This is a genomic window from Clostridioides sp. ES-S-0054-01 (assembly GCA_021561035.1).
Lineage (GTDB): Bacteria > Bacillota > Clostridia > Peptostreptococcales > Peptostreptococcaceae > Clostridioides.
Genome location: CP067346.1, coordinates 121,464 through 137,580 on the forward strand (window position 1 = coordinate 121,464; position 16,117 = coordinate 137,580).

The 16,117-nt window shown below is 38.4% G+C and carries 14 protein-coding genes, 19 tRNA genes and 3 rRNA genes; all 36 read left to right on the plus strand.

Annotated features, from left to right (window positions below; genetic code table 11):
- The first annotated feature begins 17 nt into the window (after positions 1-17).
- On the plus strand, positions 18-236 hold the full coding sequence (infA, locus tag JJC02_00800; GenBank protein UDN54810.1) for a translation initiation factor IF-1: 219 nt from the start codon (positions 18-20) through the stop codon (positions 234-236).
- Positions 237-271: 35 nt separating this feature from the next.
- Entirely contained in the window at positions 272-385 is a 114-nt protein-coding gene (rpmJ, locus tag JJC02_00805; protein UDN54811.1) for a 50S ribosomal protein L36, read from the plus strand.
- Positions 386-537: 152 nt separating this feature from the next.
- Positions 538-909, plus strand: coding sequence for a 30S ribosomal protein S13 (rpsM, locus tag JJC02_00810; protein ID UDN54812.1), 372 nt, complete (start codon positions 538-540; stop codon positions 907-909).
- A 35-nt stretch (positions 910-944) separates the two neighbouring features.
- Positions 945-1,343 (plus strand): 30S ribosomal protein S11, encoded by a 399-nt coding sequence (gene rpsK / locus JJC02_00815; protein UDN54813.1) that lies wholly within the window; start codon positions 945-947, stop codon positions 1,341-1,343.
- A gap of 31 nt (positions 1,344-1,374) precedes the next feature.
- Positions 1,375-1,998 (plus strand): 30S ribosomal protein S4, encoded by a 624-nt coding sequence (rpsD, locus tag JJC02_00820; protein ID UDN54814.1) that lies wholly within the window; start codon positions 1,375-1,377, stop codon positions 1,996-1,998.
- A 77-nt stretch (positions 1,999-2,075) separates the two neighbouring features.
- The gene (locus JJC02_00825; protein ID UDN54815.1) at positions 2,076-3,023 is read left to right on the plus strand and encodes a DNA-directed RNA polymerase subunit alpha; all 948 of its coding nucleotides are present in this window, start codon (positions 2,076-2,078) and stop codon (positions 3,021-3,023) included.
- A 20-nt stretch (positions 3,024-3,043) separates the two neighbouring features.
- On the plus strand, positions 3,044-3,385 hold the full coding sequence (rplQ, locus tag JJC02_00830) for a 50S ribosomal protein L17 (protein ID UDN54816.1): 342 nt from the start codon (positions 3,044-3,046) through the stop codon (positions 3,383-3,385).
- Between the two features lie 119 nt (positions 3,386-3,504).
- The gene (locus JJC02_00835) at positions 3,505-4,338 is read left to right on the plus strand and encodes an energy-coupling factor transporter ATPase (protein ID UDN54817.1); all 834 of its coding nucleotides are present in this window, start codon (positions 3,505-3,507) and stop codon (positions 4,336-4,338) included.
- A complete protein-coding gene (locus JJC02_00840; protein UDN54818.1) occupies positions 4,326-5,192 on the plus strand; it encodes an energy-coupling factor transporter ATPase in 867 nt (288 codons plus the stop codon). The genes JJC02_00835 and JJC02_00840 overlap by 13 nt, the downstream gene beginning before the upstream one ends.
- On the plus strand, positions 5,186-5,989 hold the full coding sequence (locus JJC02_00845) for an energy-coupling factor transporter transmembrane protein EcfT (GenBank protein ID UDN54819.1): 804 nt from the start codon (positions 5,186-5,188) through the stop codon (positions 5,987-5,989). The genes JJC02_00840 and JJC02_00845 overlap by 7 nt, the downstream gene beginning before the upstream one ends.
- A gap of 32 nt (positions 5,990-6,021) precedes the next feature.
- A complete protein-coding gene (gene truA / locus JJC02_00850) occupies positions 6,022-6,753 on the plus strand; it encodes a tRNA pseudouridine(38-40) synthase TruA (protein UDN54820.1) in 732 nt (243 codons plus the stop codon).
- Positions 6,754-6,872: 119 nt separating this feature from the next.
- Complete coding sequence (rplM, locus tag JJC02_00855; GenBank protein ID UDN54821.1) at positions 6,873-7,304, plus strand: 50S ribosomal protein L13; 432 nt, start codon at positions 6,873-6,875, stop codon at positions 7,302-7,304.
- A gap of 28 nt (positions 7,305-7,332) precedes the next feature.
- Positions 7,333-7,725 (plus strand): 30S ribosomal protein S9, encoded by a 393-nt coding sequence (gene rpsI / locus JJC02_00860; GenBank protein UDN54822.1) that lies wholly within the window; start codon positions 7,333-7,335, stop codon positions 7,723-7,725.
- A 508-nt stretch (positions 7,726-8,233) separates the two neighbouring features.
- A complete protein-coding gene (gene cwlD, locus JJC02_00865) occupies positions 8,234-8,938 on the plus strand; it encodes an N-acetylmuramoyl-L-alanine amidase CwlD (protein ID UDN54823.1) in 705 nt (234 codons plus the stop codon).
- Positions 8,939-9,220: 282 nt separating this feature from the next.
- Positions 9,221-10,723, plus strand: a 16S ribosomal RNA gene (locus JJC02_00870).
- Between the two features lie 55 nt (positions 10,724-10,778).
- A tRNA-Ala gene (locus JJC02_00875) sits at positions 10,779-10,854 on the plus strand.
- A 352-nt stretch (positions 10,855-11,206) separates the two neighbouring features.
- Positions 11,207-14,103: ribosomal RNA gene (locus tag JJC02_00880) — 23S ribosomal RNA — on the plus strand.
- Positions 14,104-14,235: 132 nt separating this feature from the next.
- Positions 14,236-14,352, plus strand: a 5S ribosomal RNA gene (gene rrf, locus JJC02_00885).
- The 16S, 23S and 5S rRNA genes sit together here with 19 tRNA genes alongside, the layout of an rRNA operon.
- Before the next feature lie 7 nt (positions 14,353-14,359).
- Positions 14,360-14,434: transfer RNA gene (locus tag JJC02_00890), tRNA-Asn, on the plus strand.
- A 4-nt stretch (positions 14,435-14,438) separates the two neighbouring features.
- Positions 14,439-14,513: transfer RNA gene (locus JJC02_00895), tRNA-Glu, on the plus strand.
- A gap of 5 nt (positions 14,514-14,518) precedes the next feature.
- A tRNA-Val gene (locus JJC02_00900) sits at positions 14,519-14,594 on the plus strand.
- Positions 14,595-14,599: 5 nt separating this feature from the next.
- Positions 14,600-14,676, plus strand: a tRNA-Asp gene (locus JJC02_00905).
- 11 nt (positions 14,677-14,687) lie between these two features.
- Positions 14,688-14,762, plus strand: a tRNA-Thr gene (locus JJC02_00910).
- A gap of 13 nt (positions 14,763-14,775) precedes the next feature.
- Positions 14,776-14,860, plus strand: a tRNA-Tyr gene (locus JJC02_00915).
- A 9-nt stretch (positions 14,861-14,869) separates the two neighbouring features.
- Positions 14,870-14,943, plus strand: a tRNA-Gly gene (locus JJC02_00920).
- A 9-nt stretch (positions 14,944-14,952) separates the two neighbouring features.
- A tRNA-Arg gene (locus JJC02_00925) sits at positions 14,953-15,029 on the plus strand.
- A gap of 9 nt (positions 15,030-15,038) precedes the next feature.
- Positions 15,039-15,114 (plus strand) — tRNA-Gln (locus JJC02_00930).
- Between the two features lie 8 nt (positions 15,115-15,122).
- Positions 15,123-15,198, plus strand: a tRNA-Lys gene (locus JJC02_00935).
- A gap of 2 nt (positions 15,199-15,200) precedes the next feature.
- Positions 15,201-15,289, plus strand: a tRNA-Ser gene (locus JJC02_00940).
- 18 nt (positions 15,290-15,307) lie between these two features.
- Positions 15,308-15,398 (plus strand) — tRNA-Ser (locus JJC02_00945).
- Between the two features lie 7 nt (positions 15,399-15,405).
- A tRNA-Pro gene (locus tag JJC02_00950) sits at positions 15,406-15,482 on the plus strand.
- A gap of 89 nt (positions 15,483-15,571) precedes the next feature.
- Positions 15,572-15,647: transfer RNA gene (locus tag JJC02_00955), tRNA-Trp, on the plus strand.
- Between the two features lie 60 nt (positions 15,648-15,707).
- Positions 15,708-15,784: transfer RNA gene (locus JJC02_00960), tRNA-Pro, on the plus strand.
- Between the two features lie 6 nt (positions 15,785-15,790).
- Positions 15,791-15,867: transfer RNA gene (locus JJC02_00965), tRNA-Ile, on the plus strand.
- 3 nt (positions 15,868-15,870) lie between these two features.
- Positions 15,871-15,946: transfer RNA gene (locus JJC02_00970), tRNA-Phe, on the plus strand.
- Positions 15,947-15,953: 7 nt separating this feature from the next.
- Positions 15,954-16,030: transfer RNA gene (locus tag JJC02_00975), tRNA-Met, on the plus strand.
- The last annotated feature ends 87 nt before the right edge of the window (positions 16,031-16,117 follow it).

Sequence of the window (16,117 nt, forward strand, 5' to 3'; positions counted from 1 at the left end):
GGAGGGCTGGTTAGTTAATGGCCAAAAAAGATGTTATAGAATTAGAAGGTACAGTTTCAGAAGCTTTACCTAATGCTATGTTCAAAGTTAAACTAGAAAATGGACATGAGATATTATGCCACATTTCTGGAAAGCTAAGAATGAACTTCATAAGAATTCTTGAAGGTGACAAGGTGAATGTTGAACTTTCTCCATATGACCTTACAAGAGGAAGAATTACTTGGCGTAAGAAGTAGACTATATTAATATTTAGTCTAAGGAGGGATTAATAATGAAGGTTAGACCATCAGTAAAACCAATATGTGAAAAATGTAAAGTAATAAAAAGAAAAGGAAAAGTAATGGTTATCTGTGAAAATCCAAAGCATAAGCAAAAGCAAGGATAAGAAATTATTACTAGCATTTTGTTAAATTTTATAGTATAATACTATATTGTGATGTTAACAAAAGAACGTTAAAATCGTTGAACAATCTGGCGTAGGATTGGCATATGATGTGAAGTTTTAAACACTAAAAACTATGTGTAGGAGGTGCGATCATGGCAAGAATAGCTGGGGTAGATTTACCTAGAGAAAAAAGAGCGGAGATAGGCTTAACTTATATATATGGTATAGGTAAAGCGACTGCTAACGAAATATTAGCTAAGGCTGAGATAAATCCAGATACTAGAATAAAAGATTTATCAGAAGATCAAGTTAATGAGTTAAGAAAAGTTATAGATGACGATTTCTTAGTTGAAGGTGACTTAAGAAGAGAAATTGCTTTAAACATAAAGAGATTAAGAGATATAAAATGTTATAGAGGAATAAGACACGCTAAAGGTCTTCCATTAAGAGGACAAAGAACTAAGACTAATGCTAGAACTAGAAAAGGTCCTAGAAAAACAGTATCTCGTAAAAAGAAAAAATAAATAAATAATAACTAGATGAAGGAGGGAAAAGGAAAATGGCTAAACCAAAAAAGAAAGTTACACGTATTAGAAGAAGAGAACGTAAAAATATAGAACGTGGTCATGCTCATATACAATCAACTTTCAATAATACAATAATAACTTTAACTGACGTTCACGGAAATGCTATATCTTGGGCAAGTTCTGGACAATTAGGATTCAAAGGATCAAGAAAATCAACTCCATTTGCATCTCAAATGGCTGCTGAAACAGCTGCAAAAGCTGCGATGGAACACGGACTAAAAAGTGTTGAGGTATTCGTAAAGGGGCCAGGTTCAGGAAGAGAAGCTGCAATAAGAGCTTTACAAGCAACTGGACTAGAAGTAACTATGATAAAAGATGTTACTCCAATCCCACATAACGGATGTAGACCACCAAAGAGAAGAAGAGTGTAATTAATAAGAGTACAATAGGAGGTGTAGATAAATGGCAAGATATACAGGTGCATCATGTAGACAATGCCGTAGAGAGGGAATGAAATTATTCCTTAAAGGTGATAGATGTTATACAGATAAATGTGCTATAGTAAAAAGAAACTATGCTCCAGGTCAACATGGCCAAGGAAGAAAGAAAGTTTCTAACTATGGATTACAATTAAGAGAAAAACAAAAAGTTAAAAGAATATATGGAGTTTTAGAGACTCAATTTAGAAATTTATATGAACGTGCTGAAAATATGCCTGGTAAAGCAGGTGAGAACTTATTAAGTTTATTAGAGAGAAGATTAGATAATGTAGTTTACAGAATGGGACTAGCATCTTCTAGAAAAGAAGCTAGACAATTAGTGACTCATAGTCATTTCACTTTAAATGGAAATAAAGTAGACATACCTTCATTAATAGTTAAGGTTGGAGATGTTATAGAAGTTAAAGAGAAATCAAGATCTTCTGCAAAATTCAAAAATTTAGTAGAAGTTAACTCAAGAATAGCTCCTAAATGGTTAGAAGCTAATGTAGAAGGAATGACAGCAAAAGTAGTTGGTGTTCCAACAAGAGAAGATATAGATCTTGAGATAGCAGAACACTTAATCATAGAACTTTACTCTAAATAATAAGAACACTTTTAAAAATTATTTTAAAATTTTGTTTACCCTCAGTGGATTACTGAATTTTAAGGAGGGTTTTGTCCATGATAGAAATAGAAAAGCCAAAAGTAGATATAGTTGAGCTTAGCGAAGACTATAGATATGGTAAGTTTGTTATAGAACCTCTAGAAAGAGGATATGGAATAACTATAGGTAACGCATTAAGAAGAATATTATTATCATCACTACCAGGTGTAGCAGTAAATGCTATAAAAATAGATGGAGTTCTTCATGAATTTTCAACAATACCTGGTGTTAAAGAAGATGTTACTGAGATAATATTAACTTTAAAAGAACTTTCAGCAACTATAGATGGTGAAGGAAGTAGAACACTTAAAATAGAAGCTCAAGGACCATGCTCTATCACAGGTTCAGATATAATCTGTCCTCCAGATGTTGAAATATTAAGTAAAGATTTAGCAATAGCTACATTAGATGATAATGCTAAACTTAATATGGAGATATTTGTAGATAAAGGTAGAGGTTATGTTTCTGCTGAAGAAAATAAAACAGAGAATGTTCCAATAGGTGTTTTACCTGTGGATTCAATATATACTCCTGTTGAGAAAGTTAGTTATCATGTGGAAAACACAAGAGTGGGTCAAAAAACAGATTATGATAAATTAGTACTAGAAGTTTGGACTAATGGTAGTATAAATCCTCAAGAGGGTATATCATTAGCTGCAAAGGTATTAGTTGAGCATTTAAATTTATTTATAGACTTAACTGAACATGTAAGTAGTGTTGAAATCATGGTAGAAAAAGAAGAAGATCAAAAAGAAAAAGTTCTTGAAATGACTATAGAAGAATTAGATTTATCAGTTAGATCATATAACTGTTTAAAGAGAGCGGGAATTAATACAGTTGAAGAATTAGCTAATAAATCTGAGGATGATATGATGAAGGTTAGAAACCTAGGTAAGAAGTCATTAGAAGAGGTAATACAAAAACTAGAAGAACTTGGATTGGGATTAAAACCAAGTGAAGAATAGCGAGCAAAGGAGGGATAAGAATGGCTAAGTACCGTAAATTAGGACGTGAAACAGCTCACAGAAACCTTATGTTAAGAAACTTAGTAACTTGCTTACTAAGAAGTGGAAGAATAGAAACTACAGTGACTAGAGCGAAAGAAACTCGTAGAATGGCTGAAAAGATGATAACTCTTGCTAAGAGAGGGGATCTTCATGCTAGAAGACAAGTTTTAGCTTATGTTATGGATGAAACAGTAGTTAATAACTTATTCACAGATTTAGCTCCAAAATATGCTGAGAGAAATGGTGGATACACTAGAATAATAAAAATAGGGCCAAGAAAAGGCGATGCTGCTGAAATGGCTTTTATAGAATTAGTATAGTAAGGAAAGGATTAGGCTTGATGGCTTAATCTTTTTTTTATTTTTTTGACTAAGGTGTGATATAATAATGTGTAAAATGATTTTTATAAGTTATTGCTTATTAAAAGGAGTATGAATTAATGGATAATATAGTAAAGGTAAATAATATTTCGTTTGAGTATATTACAGATGAAGCAAAACTTAAAGCAATAGATAATTTAAGCCTAGATGTTAAAAAAGGAGAATTTGTTGCGATAATAGGACATAATGGTTCTGGTAAGTCTACTTTATCTAAAAACTTAAATGCTATTCTTATGCCTACTGAAGGAAATATTCTTATTGATGGTATGGATACTAAAGAAGAAGAAAGATTATGGAATATAAGACAAACTGCAGGCATGGTATTTCAAAATCCAGATAATCAAATAGTTGCCACTATAGTAGAAGAAGATGTTGCATTTGGTCCGGAGAACTTGGGTATAGAGCCAAAAGAAATAAGACGAATTGTAGATGAGTCTTTAAAGAGTGTAGGTATGTATGATTTAAGAGGTAGACAACCTCACTTGTTATCAGGTGGTCAAAAGCAAAGAGTTGCAATAGCAGGAATTATTGCTATGAGGCCTAAATGTATAATATTTGATGAAGCAACAGCAATGCTAGATCCATCTGGAAGAAAAGAAGTTATGAAAACAATAAAAAGACTTAATAAGGAAGAAAATATAACTGTTATACATATAACACACTTTATGGAAGAAGCAGTAGAGGCTGATAGAGTTGTAGTTATGGAAAAAGGAAAGAAAATCTTAGAGGGAACTCCTAGAGAAGTATTCAGTAAAATAAAGATGTTAAAGGAAATCGGTTTAGATGTACCTTGTATGACAGAGTTATCTAGTTTATTAATAGAAGAAGGTATGAATATTAGCAGTGATATATTAACTGTGGATGAGATGGTGATGGAATTATGTCAATTATAGTAAAGAATTTAACACATATATATAATGAAGGGATGCCTTTTGCAAGTAAGGCACTTGATGATGTTTCTTTTGAGATTAAAGATAGAGATTTTGTTGGTCTCATAGGTCATACAGGGTCAGGAAAATCTACATTAATACAACATTTAAATGGATTATTAAAGCCTTCTTCAGGAGAAATATTTATAAATGATTTTAATATAACAGATAAAAATTTGAACCTAACTGAGATTAGAAAAAGAGTAGGTGTTGTATTTCAATATCCAGAATATCAGTTATTTGAAGAAACAATTGATAAAGATATAGCTTTTGGACCTGCTAATTTGGGCCTAGAGGAGTCTGAGATACATAGTAGGGTAAAAGTATCAATGGAAGCTGTAGGACTTGATTATGAGGAATTTAAAGATAAATCTCCTTTTGAATTATCGGGAGGTCAAAAGCGTAGAGTAGCCATTGCCGGAGTTATAGCAATGAATCCAGAAGTTCTTATATTGGATGAACCAACTGCTGGTCTTGACCCTGGTGGAAGAGATGAAATTTTTAGTTTAATAAAAAACTTACATGAAAACAATAATATGACTATAATACTATCATCACATAGCATGGATGATATGGCAAAATTAGCCAAAAATTTAATTGTTATGAATCATGGAAGAATCGAATTTATGGGGTCTCCTAGGGAAGTATTTAAATCAAATGCGAGCAAATTGAAAGAGATAGGATTAGATATTCCGCAAGTTTTAGAACTTGCATTGAAATTGAGACAAAAAGGTTTTGACATCAGTGAAGATATATTGACTTTAGAAGAAGCAAAACAGGAAATATTAAAAGTTGTGAGAGGACGAGGATTATGTTAAAAGATATAACTATAGGGCAATACTACCCAACGAGTTCTGCTATTCATAAGTTAGATCCAAGGATAAAACTTGTAGCAACAATTGTATTTATGGTATCTATATTTGTAGTAAATAAATTTTGGCCTTATATAATAGTTTTATTATGTTTACTAGGTATGATAAAGTTAGCTAATATACCAGTTAAATATATTGTTAAGGGTGTAAAACCTCTTAAATGGATTATTCTGTTTACATTTGTTATAAATATTTTTTTCTTACCAGGTGATAAGATATGGTCATTTGGATTTTTAGCTATTACAAGACAAGGTTTAAGACAAGCAATTTTTATGGCTATAAGATTAATATTTTTAGTAGTTGGTACATCATTACTTACTTTAACAACTTCACCAATAGAATTAACTGATGGAATAGAAAGATTATTGAATCCATTTAAAAAAATTGGTTTGCCAGTTCATGAACTTGCAATGATGATGACAATTGCTTTACGTTTTATTCCTACATTGTTAGATGAGACAGACAAAATAATGAAGGCTCAGATGTCCAGAGGTGCAGATTTTGAAAGTAAGAATCTTATAAATAGAGCAAAGAATCTAGTACCACTTTTGGTACCTTTATTTGTGAGTGCATTTAGAAGGGCAGATGAATTGGCCATGGCTATGGAAGCCAGATGCTATAGAGGAGGACACAATAGAACTAAAATGAGAGAGTCTGTTATAGCAAGAGGAGATTATATAGCATGTGTATTTCAAGTGGTCTATCTAGGTGCAATTATAGCTACTAGATTTATAGCAATCTAATTAAGAAGAGATAGATATAAATGAGGTAAAGTATGAGAAATATAAAAATTACAATCCAATATAATGGTAAAAATTATTGTGGATGGCAAAAGCAACCTGATTCTTTAGGAATACAGGGTACAATTGAAAAAGCTATATATGATATAACAAAAGAAGAAGTCAAACTCATAGGGTCAGGTAGAACTGATTCAGGGGTTCATGCTCTTGGGCAAACTGCAAATTTTATACTTAGTTCAGGTATAAGTATAGAAACTATACCAATGGCGTTAAATGCTAAGTTACCAAAAGATATATCGGTTATAAAAGCATGTGAAGTAAATGATAATTTTCATTCAAGATATAGTGCAAAGGGTAAAACATATAAATATTTAATATATAATAGTAGGTTTAGAAATCCAATACTTAGTGATATGTCATATCAAGTAAAATATAAACTTGATTTTGATAAAATGTGTTTGGAATCAAAAAGTTTATTAGGTACACATGACTTTAAAGGTTTTATGAGTTCTGGTTCATCTGTAAGAGATACAGTTAGAACTATATATGATATTGATATAAATAAAAAAGATGATTTGATTACTTTGGAGATTAGTGGTAATGGTTTTTTGTACAACATGGTAAGAATTATTGTTGGAACACTTGTTGATATAGGTCGTGGTAGAATTAATGAACCATTTTTAGACATAATACAATCAAAAACTAGGTCAAGGTGTGGACATACAGCTCCAGCACAAGGATTATTTCTTAAAAAAGTTCATTATTAACTTGACACACCAGGCTACATGTATTAAAATATATGAGAATGTGTTAATAAGTCCACTTGCCCCGGACTTGACATAAACGGTAGAAAAATTTTATGAAAAGTAGTTAAGGAGGGACAGTTATGAAAAGTTATATAGCTAAGCCAGCTGATGTACAAAGAAAATGGTACTTAGTTGATGCTGAAGGAAAAACATTAGGTCGTTTAGCAACAGAAATTGCGACAGTATTGAGAGGTAAACATAAACCAACATTTACTCCTCACGTTGATGGTGGAGATTTTGTTGTTGTAGTAAATGCAGGAAAAATAGTTTTAAGTGGTAAAAAATTAGATCAAAAATATTACAGATACCATACTGGTTATGTAGGTGGATTAAAAGAAATATCTTACAGAGATATGATGGATAAGAAACCAGAAGAAGTTATAGCACATGCTGTAAGTGGTATGTTACCTAAAAACAAATTAAGAAGCAGAATGATGACTAGATTAAGAGTATTCGCAGGTGCTGAACACACTCATGCAGCTCAAAATCCAGAAGTTTTAAATTTTAAGTAAGATTAATAGGTGAAAGGAGGAGTTTATAATGGCTAACGTTCAATATTATGGAACTGGAAGAAGAAAAAGTTCTGTTGCTAGAGTAAGACTAGTTGCAGGTGAAGGAAATATATTAGTAAATGGAAGAGCATTAGAAAATTATTTTAACTATGAAACATTAATAAGAGATGTTAAACAACCATTAGTTTTAACTGGAAATGAAAATAAATATGATGTTATAGTAAAAGTTGAAGGTGGAGGATTCACTGGACAAGCTGGAGCTATAAGACATGGTATATCTAGAGCTTTATTAAAAGCTGATTTAGATTTAAGACCTGCTTTAAAGAAAGAAGGTTTCTTAACTAGAGATGCAAGAATGAAGGAAAGAAAGAAATACGGATTAAAAGCAGCAAGAAGAGCTCCACAATTCTCAAAAAGATAATTATTTATTTTTTTGGAAAAACAAAATCCTTTATTTACTGTCAATCAGAAAGTATTGGTATGTTAAAAATGTTGGGTTAAGTTAATTATTGATATATAATAAAATAATAAGATCTTATTAGGATGCTTTTCAGTAAGAAGAGTATCCTTTTTTATTTTAACTATTTAACAAAAAATATATGCTAACAATAATCAAACCGAATTTTTATAAAAATACGGTTTGAAGATTTACAAAAGATGGTGTATCTGCAAGTCTTGTATAAAAATATAAATTCTGAATATACATTATCATAGTTTACAATATAAACTAAATATAATTTATTATGCAATATTGAATGTTAGATAAGCATAGTGAATTAAAAAGGGGGGAGGAATATAGCACCATTACATAATAATATATTAATACTAATAAATAAAGATATATAAATATTAAAAGAAAACTTAAGTGTTTGTACTAATATCTGGAATATTATAGTGTTTTTATAAGTATACATATACAGGGTGATGTTGTGAGAAAGTACATAAAACATATAATTTTTAGTTTTGTGATGGTATGTCTAGTAGTAGTATCTATATTTGAAGTTAAAAATATTTCTGAAGATGTTATCAAGTATATGCCAGTAACAAACAAAACTATAATTCTCGATGCTGGTCATGGAGGAATTGATCCAGGCGCATTAAATAAGGATAAGAGCACATCTGAAAAAGATATTAACCTAGCAATAACACTTAAGCTTAGAGAGCTTATAGAATCAAGTGGGGGTCTTGTAATATTAACTCGAGAGGATGATAGTAGCCTTTATAAAGAAGAAAATAATAAAACTACAAGACAAAAATATAATGAGAATTTGAAAAATAGAAAAGAAATAATATCTAGCTCTAATGCCAATATGTTTGTCTCCATACATCTCAATGCATTTGAACAGTCAAAATACTATGGGGCTCAAACTTTTTATCCTAAAGATAAGCAAGATAGTAAAGAATTATCAAAATGTATTCAAGAAGAACTTAAAAGAGTGGTAGATAAAACAAACAACAGAGAAGTTAAACCAAGAGATGATATATATCTTTTGAAAGAAAATAATATTCCATCAGTATTAATAGAATGTGGTTTTTTATCGAATGAAAAAGAGTGTAAACTTTTAACTGATGAAACATATCAAGAAAAAATAGCATGGGCAATCTACATAGGAATACAAAAATATTTAAGTTAAAGTAACTATAAAAATAGGTCTGAATATGTAAATAGCTTGTATTAAAGCGGTTAAAATGCATTAATATAGGCTATTTTTGTTTTGACAAAAAAATATTTAAAATAAAAGTTAAAAAATTATTGACTTCGGATGATATAGATGATATTATATATGAGTGCCCAAAAGGAGCACCAAAATAAGACAAAAGAACTTTGAAAATTAAACAGTAGGTTAATTTATATTAAGAAACAAACCATAAAGCCAGATATTTTGATAACAATAGTATCTGAGCCTGATAAACTTTTATTTGAGAGTTTGATCCTGGCTCAGGATGAACGCTGGCGGCGTGCCTAACACATGCAAGTTGAGCGATTTACTTAGGTAAAGAGCGGCGGACGGGTGAGTAACGCGTGGGTAACCTACCCTGTACACACGGATAACATACCGAAAGGTATGCTAATACGGGATAACATATTTGAGAGGCATCTCTTGAATATCAAAGGTGAGCCAGTACAGGATGGACCCGCGTCTGATTAGCTAGTTGGTAAGGTAACGGCTTACCAAGGCGACGATCAGTAGCCGACCTGAGAGGGTGATCGGCCACATTGGAACTGAGACACGGTCCAAACTCCTACGGGAGGCAGCAGTGGGGAATATTGCACAATGGGCGAAAGCCTGATGCAGCAACGCCGCGTGAGTGATGAAGGCCTTCGGGTCGTAAAACTCTGTCCTCAAGGAAGATAATGACGGTACTTGAGGAGGAAGCCCCGGCTAACTACGTGCCAGCAGCCGCGGTAATACGTAGGGGGCTAGCGTTATCCGGATTTACTGGGCGTAAAGGGTGCGTAGGCGGTCTTTCAAGTCAGGAGTGAAAGGCTACGGCTCAACCGTAGTAAGCTCTTGAAACTGGGAGACTTGAGTGCAGGAGAGGAGAGTGGAATTCCTAGTGTAGCGGTGAAATGCGTAGATATTAGGAGGAACACCAGTTGCGAAGGCGGCTCTCTGGACTGTAACTGACGCTGAGGCACGAAAGCGTGGGGAGCAAACAGGATTAGATACCCTGGTAGTCCACGCTGTAAACGATGAGTACTAGGTGTCGGGGGTTACCCCCTTCGGTGCCGCAGCTAACGCATTAAGTACTCCGCCTGGGAAGTACGCTCGCAAGAGTGAAACTCAAAGGAATTGACGGGGACCCGCACAAGTAGCGGAGCATGTGGTTTAATTCGAAGCAACGCGAAGAACCTTACCTAAGCTTGACATCCCAATGACATCTCCTTAATCGGAGAGTTCCCTTCGGGGACATTGGTGACAGGTGGTGCATGGTTGTCGTCAGCTCGTGTCGTGAGATGTTGGGTTAAGTCCCGCAACGAGCGCAACCCTTGTCTTTAGTTGCCATCATTAAGTTGGGCACTCTAGAGAGACTGCCAGGGATAACCTGGAGGAAGGTGGGGATGACGTCAAATCATCATGCCCCTTATGCTTAGGGCTACACACGTGCTACAATGGGTAGTACAGAGGGTTGCCAAGTCGTAAGGTGGAGCTAATCCCTTAAAGCTACTCTCAGTTCGGATTGTAGGCTGAAACTCGCCTACATGAAGCTGGAGTTACTAGTAATCGCAGATCAGAATGCTGCGGTGAATGCGTTCCCGGGTCTTGTACACACCGCCCGTCACACCACGGGAGTTGGAGACGCCCGAAGCCGATTATCTAACCTTTTGGAAGAAGTCGTCGAAGGTGGAATCAATAACTGGGGTGAAGTCGTAACAAGGTAGCCGTATCGGAAGGTGCGGCTGGATCACCTCCTTTCTAAGGAGAATTACCTACTGTTTAATTTTGAGAGTTCTTTATGAACTTCATACATGGGGGTGTAGCTCAGTTGGGAGAGCACTTGCCTTGCAAGCAAGGGGTCAGGAGTTCGACTCTCCTCATCTCCACCATTTAAGAGTGTATTACCTAAATCTTTGATTTATCTAGTAGCCTCTTACATGCACTTATAGCTTAACTTTATACAAGCTTTGTGCGTTAGCACTTTAAGCAACAGAATAAACTGAACGCATGTGAAGTTTGTTTGTTGGCGACGTGCATTAGCACTTTAAGCAATGGGATTTATTCGTTGGCGTTGTGCGTTAGCACTTCAAGTAACGGAATTTATTCGTTGACGCTGTGCTTTAGCACTTTGAAAACTGCATATATATTTAGTGATATGACATCTAATTTGTAATATATAAAGCTGATAACTTTTTAAAATTATCAAGTTGATAGAATTTAATCTATCAAACCTTTTTAACTGGTCAAGTTATTAAGGGTGCAGGGCGGATGCCTTGGCACTAGGAGCCGATGAAGGACGTGATAAGCTGCGATAAGCTTCGGGGAGTTGCACGTAAACTTTGATCCGAAGATTTCCGAATGAGGAAACTCACTTAGAGTAATGTCTAAGTATCATTAAGTGAATACATAGCTTAATGAGGGGAACTCAGGGAACTGAAACATCTAAGTACCTGAAGGAAGAGAAAGAAATTCGATTCCGTAAGTAGTGGCGAGCGAACGCGGATTAGCCCAAACCAATAAAGTTTTCTTTATTGGGGTTGTGGACATATCATAACGAAGAGGTATCGTAATTGAAGAGGTTTGGAAAGACCCACCACAGAAGGTAATAGTCCTGTATGTTAAACGAGAAGACTTCAGATATGATCCAGAGTACCACGGGACACGTGAAACCCTGTGGGAAGCAGGAGGGACCACCCTCCAAGGCTAAATACTACCTAGTGACCGATAGCGTATAGTACCGTGAGGGAAAGGTGAAAAGAACCCCGGGAGGGGAGTGAAATAGAACCTGAAACCCTGCACTTACAAGCTGTGGAAGCACATTTCTTGTGTGACCGCGTACTTTTTGTAGAACGGGCCAACGAGTTACGTTAAGTAGCAAGGTTAAGCACTTAAGGTGTGGAGCCGTAGCGAAAGCGAGTTTTAACTGAGCGTTCAGTTACTTGACGTAGACCCGAAACCGGGCGACCTACCCATGAGCAGGATGAAGCGAAAGTAAAATTTCGTGGAGGTCCGAACCCACGAGCGTTGAAAAGCTCGGGGATGACTTGTGGGTAGCGGTGAAATTCCAATCGAGCCCGGAGATAGCTGGTTCTCCCCGAAATAGCTTTAGGGCTAGCCTCAAGGTGAGAGATACGGAGGTAGAGCACTGAATGTCCTAGGGGGTATTGCACCTACCGAAGACTATCAAACTCCGAATGCCGTCATCTTATACTTGGGAGTCAGACTGTGGGTGATAAGATTCATAGTCGAAAGGGCAACAGCCCAGATCGTCAGCTAAGGTCCCTAAATGTAAGTTAAGTGGTAAAGGATGTGGGATTGCACAGACAACCAGGATGTTGGCTTAGAAGCAGCCACTCATTCAAAGAGTGCGTAATAGCTCACTGGTCGAGTGATCCTGCGCCGAAGATTTCCGGGGCTAAAACTTACTACCGAAGCTACGGCATCATTATGATGGGTAGGGGAGCTTCCCATACGGGTTGAAGCATGACCGTAAGGACATGTGGACAGTATGGGAGTGAGAATGTTGGCATGAGTAGCGAGATGTGGGTGAGAATCCCACAGGCCGTAAACCCAAGGTTTCCAGGGGAAGGTTCGTCCGCCCTGGGTTAGTCGGGACCTAAGCTGAGGCCGAAAGGCGTAGGTGATGGACAACAGGTTGATATTCCTGTACTACCGATAACCGTTTGAGAGATGGGATGACACAGTAGGATAAGCTAAGCACACTGTTGGTTATGTGTGCCCAAGCATTGAGGCAGTCAGAGTAGGTAAATCCGCTTTGATAATGCTGGGATGTGATGGGGAGCGAAATTTAGTAGCGAAGTAGCTGATTTCACACTGTCAAGAAAAGTCTCTATCGAGGTTAAAGGTACCCGTACCGCAAACCGACACAGGTGGGTGAGGAGAGTATCCTAAGGCCAGCGAGAGAACTGTTGTTAAGGAACTCGGCAAAATGACCCCGTAACTTAGGGATAAGGGGTGCCACCATCCGGTGGCCGCAGAGAATAGGCCCAAGCGACTGTTTACCAAAAACATAGGTTTCTGCTAAGTCGCAAGACGATGTATAGGAGCTGACGCCTGCCCGGTGCTGGAAGGTTAAGGGGATCTGTTAGAGCAATCGAAGCAGTGAACTTAAGCCCCAGTAAACGGCGGCCGTAACTATAACGGTCCTAAGGTAGCGAAATTCCTTGTCGGGTAAGTTCCGACCCGCACGAAAGGCGTAACGATTTGGGCACTGTCTCAACAACAGACTCGGTGAAATTGTAATTCCGGTGAAGATGCCGGATACCTGCGACAGGACGGAAAGACCCCATGGAGCTTTACTGTAGCTTGACATTGGGTCTTGGTACTACATGTACAGGATAGGTGGGAGGCTTTGAAACCAGGACGCCAGTTTTGGCGGAGCCATCCTTGGGATACCACCCTTGTAGTACTGGGACTCTAACCATAGGCCATGAATCTGGTCTTGGGACACTGTCAGGTGGGCAGTTTGACTGGGGCGGTCGCCTCCCAAAAGGTAACGGAGGCGCTCAAAGGTTCTCTCAGTACGGTCGGAAATCGTACGTAGAGTGTAAAGGCAAAAGAGAGCTTGATTGCAAGACATACAGGTCGAGCAAGGATGAAAATCGGACTTAGTGATCCGGTGGTTCTGCGTGGAAGGGCCATCGCTCAACGGATAAAAGCTACCCTGGGGATAACAGGCTTATCTCCCCCAAGAGTCCACATCGACGGGGAGGTTTGGCACCTCGATGTCGGCTCATCACATCCTGGGGCTGTAGTAGGTCCCAAGGGTTGGGCTGTTCGCCCATTAAAGTGGTACGCGAGCTGGGTTCAGAACGTCGTGAGACAGTTCGGTCCCTATCCGTCGCAGGCGTAGGAAATTTGAGAAGACCTGTCCTTAGTACGAGAGGACCGGGATGGACGTACCTCTGGTGTACCAGTTGTCCTGCCAAGGGCATGGCTGGGTAGCTATGTACGGAATGGATAAGCGCTGAAAGCATCTAAGCGCGAAGCCAACTTCAAGATAAGATTTCCCACCGCAAGGGTAAGACCCCAGAAAGACTATCTGGTTGATAGGTCGAAGGTGTAAGTGCAGCAATGTATTTAGCTTATCGATACTAATAGGTCGAGGACTTGACCAATATTTATTTGATGTTCATTAATTAAGATATATATGTAGTTTTTAGAGTGTTAACTCTAAAAAGTTTAAAAAAGTGTTGATAAAAATGACAAAAAATGTTAATATTATACTTGTCCTAACAACAAGAAAAAAATGTGGTTATAATAGCAGAGAAGATACACCTGTTCCCATTCCGAACACAGAAGTTAAGTTCTCTAGCGCTGATGGTACTTGGTGGGAAACTGCCTGGAAGAGTAGGACATAGCCACGTTGGATATTCCAAGGTAGCTCAACGGTGGAGCAACCGGCTGTTAACCGGTAGGCTGTGGGTTCGAGCCCCACCCTTGGAGCCATTATGGCTCGTTGGTCAAGAGGTTAAGACACCGCCCTTTCACGGCGGTAACAGGGGTTCAATTCCCCTACGAGTCACCATTTGTGGGATCATAGCTCAGCTGGGAGAGCACCTGCCTTACAAGCAGGGGGTCACAGGTTCGAGCCCTGTTGGTCCCACCATTTGCGGCCTGGTAGTTCAGTTGGTTAGAATGCCAGCCTGTCACGCTGGAGGTCGAGGGTTCGAGCCCCTTCCAGGTCGCCAAATTAAAAAATGCTGGTGTGGCTCAACGGTAGAGCAGCTGACTTGTAATCAGCAGGTTGTAGGTTCGATTTCTATCACCAGCTCCATATGAAACAATACGGAGGATTTCCCGAGCGGCCAAAGGGGGCAGACTGTAAATCTGTTGTCATCGACTTCGGTGGTTCGAATCCACCATCCTCCACCAATTAAATATGCGGGTGTAGCTCAATGGTAGAGTTCTGGCCTTCCAAGCCAGCTGTGAGGGTTCGATCCCCTTCACCCGCTCCAAAAAAGCGTGGGTGCATAGCTCAGCTGGATAGAGCAACGCCCTTCTAAGGCGTGTGTCCGGGGTTCGAATCCCTGTGCGCTCACCACATATATATTGGGGATTAGCCAAGTCGGTAAGGCACATGACTTTGACTCATGTATGCGTAGGTTCGAGTCCTGCATCCCCAGCCAAATAGTATGGTCTATTAGCTCAGTCGGTAGAGCACCTGACTTTTAATCAGGGTGTCCCGCGTTCGAGTCGCGGATAGATCACCAGTGGAGAGGTGTCCGAGTGGTTTAAGGAGCTGGTCTTGAAAACCAGTGACTTCGAAAGGGGCCGTGGGTTCGAATCCCACCCTCTCCGCCAAAAAATAAGACTTAATTTGGAGAAGTACTCAAGTGGCTCAAGAGGATCCCCTGCTAAGGGATTAGGCTGGGTAACCGGTGCGAGGGTTCGAATCCCTCCTTCTCCGCCATTTAAAACGAGGTGTAGCGCAGTTTGGTAGCGCACATGGTTTGGGACCATGGGGCCGGGGGTTCGAGTCCCTTCACCTCGACCAACTTAGATTTTTAGCTAGGTTGGTTAGAGTTCCCAACTCATAACCAGTAAGTCTGGAGTTCGAGTTCATGAAGGTTTACTATTCTTCATAGGGGTGTAGCTCAGTTGGTAGAGCGTCGGTCTCCAAAACCGTGCGCCGTGGGTTCGAGTCCCTCCACCCCTGCCAAATAAAAAGGGCTTGAAAAAAATTAAATTTTAGAGTAGTATAATATAGTAAATAAGATTTCGAGGTGTAGCGCAGTTTGGTAGCGCACATGGTTTGGGACCATGGGGCCGGGGGTTCGAGTCCCTTCACCTCGACCAAGAAAAGGGCCTATAGCTCAGGTGGTTAGAGCGCACGCCTGATAAGCGTGAGGTCGCTGGTTCGAGTCCAGCTAGGCCCACCATTTGCCCAGATAGCTCAGTCGGTAGAGCAGGGGACTGAAAATCCCCGTGTCGGTGGTTCGATTCCGCCTCTGGGCACCAGAAATACGGCGGTATAGCTTAGTTGGCTAGAGCGTTCGGTTCATACCCGAAAGGTCATAGGTTCGACTCCTATTACCGCTACCATCTAACTATATCAATAAAGAACTTTGAAAATTAAACAGTAGGTTAATTTATATTAAGAAACAAACCATAAAGCCAGATATTTTGATA

What these genes read in the sequence shown, in the direction of transcription:
- JJC02_00840 (UDN54818.1), top strand. Translation starts at nt 4,326, where the DNA reads ATGTCAATTATAGTAAAGAATTTAACACATATATATAATGAAGGGATG.
- JJC02_00845 (UDN54819.1), top strand. Translation starts at nt 5,186, where the DNA reads ATGTTAAAAGATATAACTATAGGGCAATACTACCCAACGAGTTCTGCT.
- rpsD (UDN54814.1), top strand. Translation starts at nt 1,375, where the DNA reads ATGGCAAGATATACAGGTGCATCATGTAGACAATGCCGTAGAGAGGGA.
- rpsM (UDN54812.1), top strand. Translation starts at nt 538, where the DNA reads ATGGCAAGAATAGCTGGGGTAGATTTACCTAGAGAAAAAAGAGCGGAG.
- infA (UDN54810.1), top strand. Translation starts at nt 18, where the DNA reads ATGGCCAAAAAAGATGTTATAGAATTAGAAGGTACAGTTTCAGAAGCT.
- JJC02_00835 (UDN54817.1), top strand. Translation starts at nt 3,505, where the DNA reads ATGGATAATATAGTAAAGGTAAATAATATTTCGTTTGAGTATATTACA.
- JJC02_00825 (UDN54815.1), top strand. Translation starts at nt 2,076, where the DNA reads ATGATAGAAATAGAAAAGCCAAAAGTAGATATAGTTGAGCTTAGCGAA.
- rpsK (UDN54813.1), top strand. Translation starts at nt 945, where the DNA reads ATGGCTAAACCAAAAAAGAAAGTTACACGTATTAGAAGAAGAGAACGT.
- rpsI (UDN54822.1), top strand. Translation starts at nt 7,333, where the DNA reads ATGGCTAACGTTCAATATTATGGAACTGGAAGAAGAAAAAGTTCTGTT.
- truA (UDN54820.1), top strand. Translation starts at nt 6,022, where the DNA reads ATGAGAAATATAAAAATTACAATCCAATATAATGGTAAAAATTATTGT.
- rplM (UDN54821.1), top strand. Translation starts at nt 6,873, where the DNA reads ATGAAAAGTTATATAGCTAAGCCAGCTGATGTACAAAGAAAATGGTAC.
- rplQ (UDN54816.1), top strand. Translation starts at nt 3,044, where the DNA reads ATGGCTAAGTACCGTAAATTAGGACGTGAAACAGCTCACAGAAACCTT.
- rpmJ (UDN54811.1), top strand. Translation starts at nt 272, where the DNA reads ATGAAGGTTAGACCATCAGTAAAACCAATATGTGAAAAATGTAAAGTA.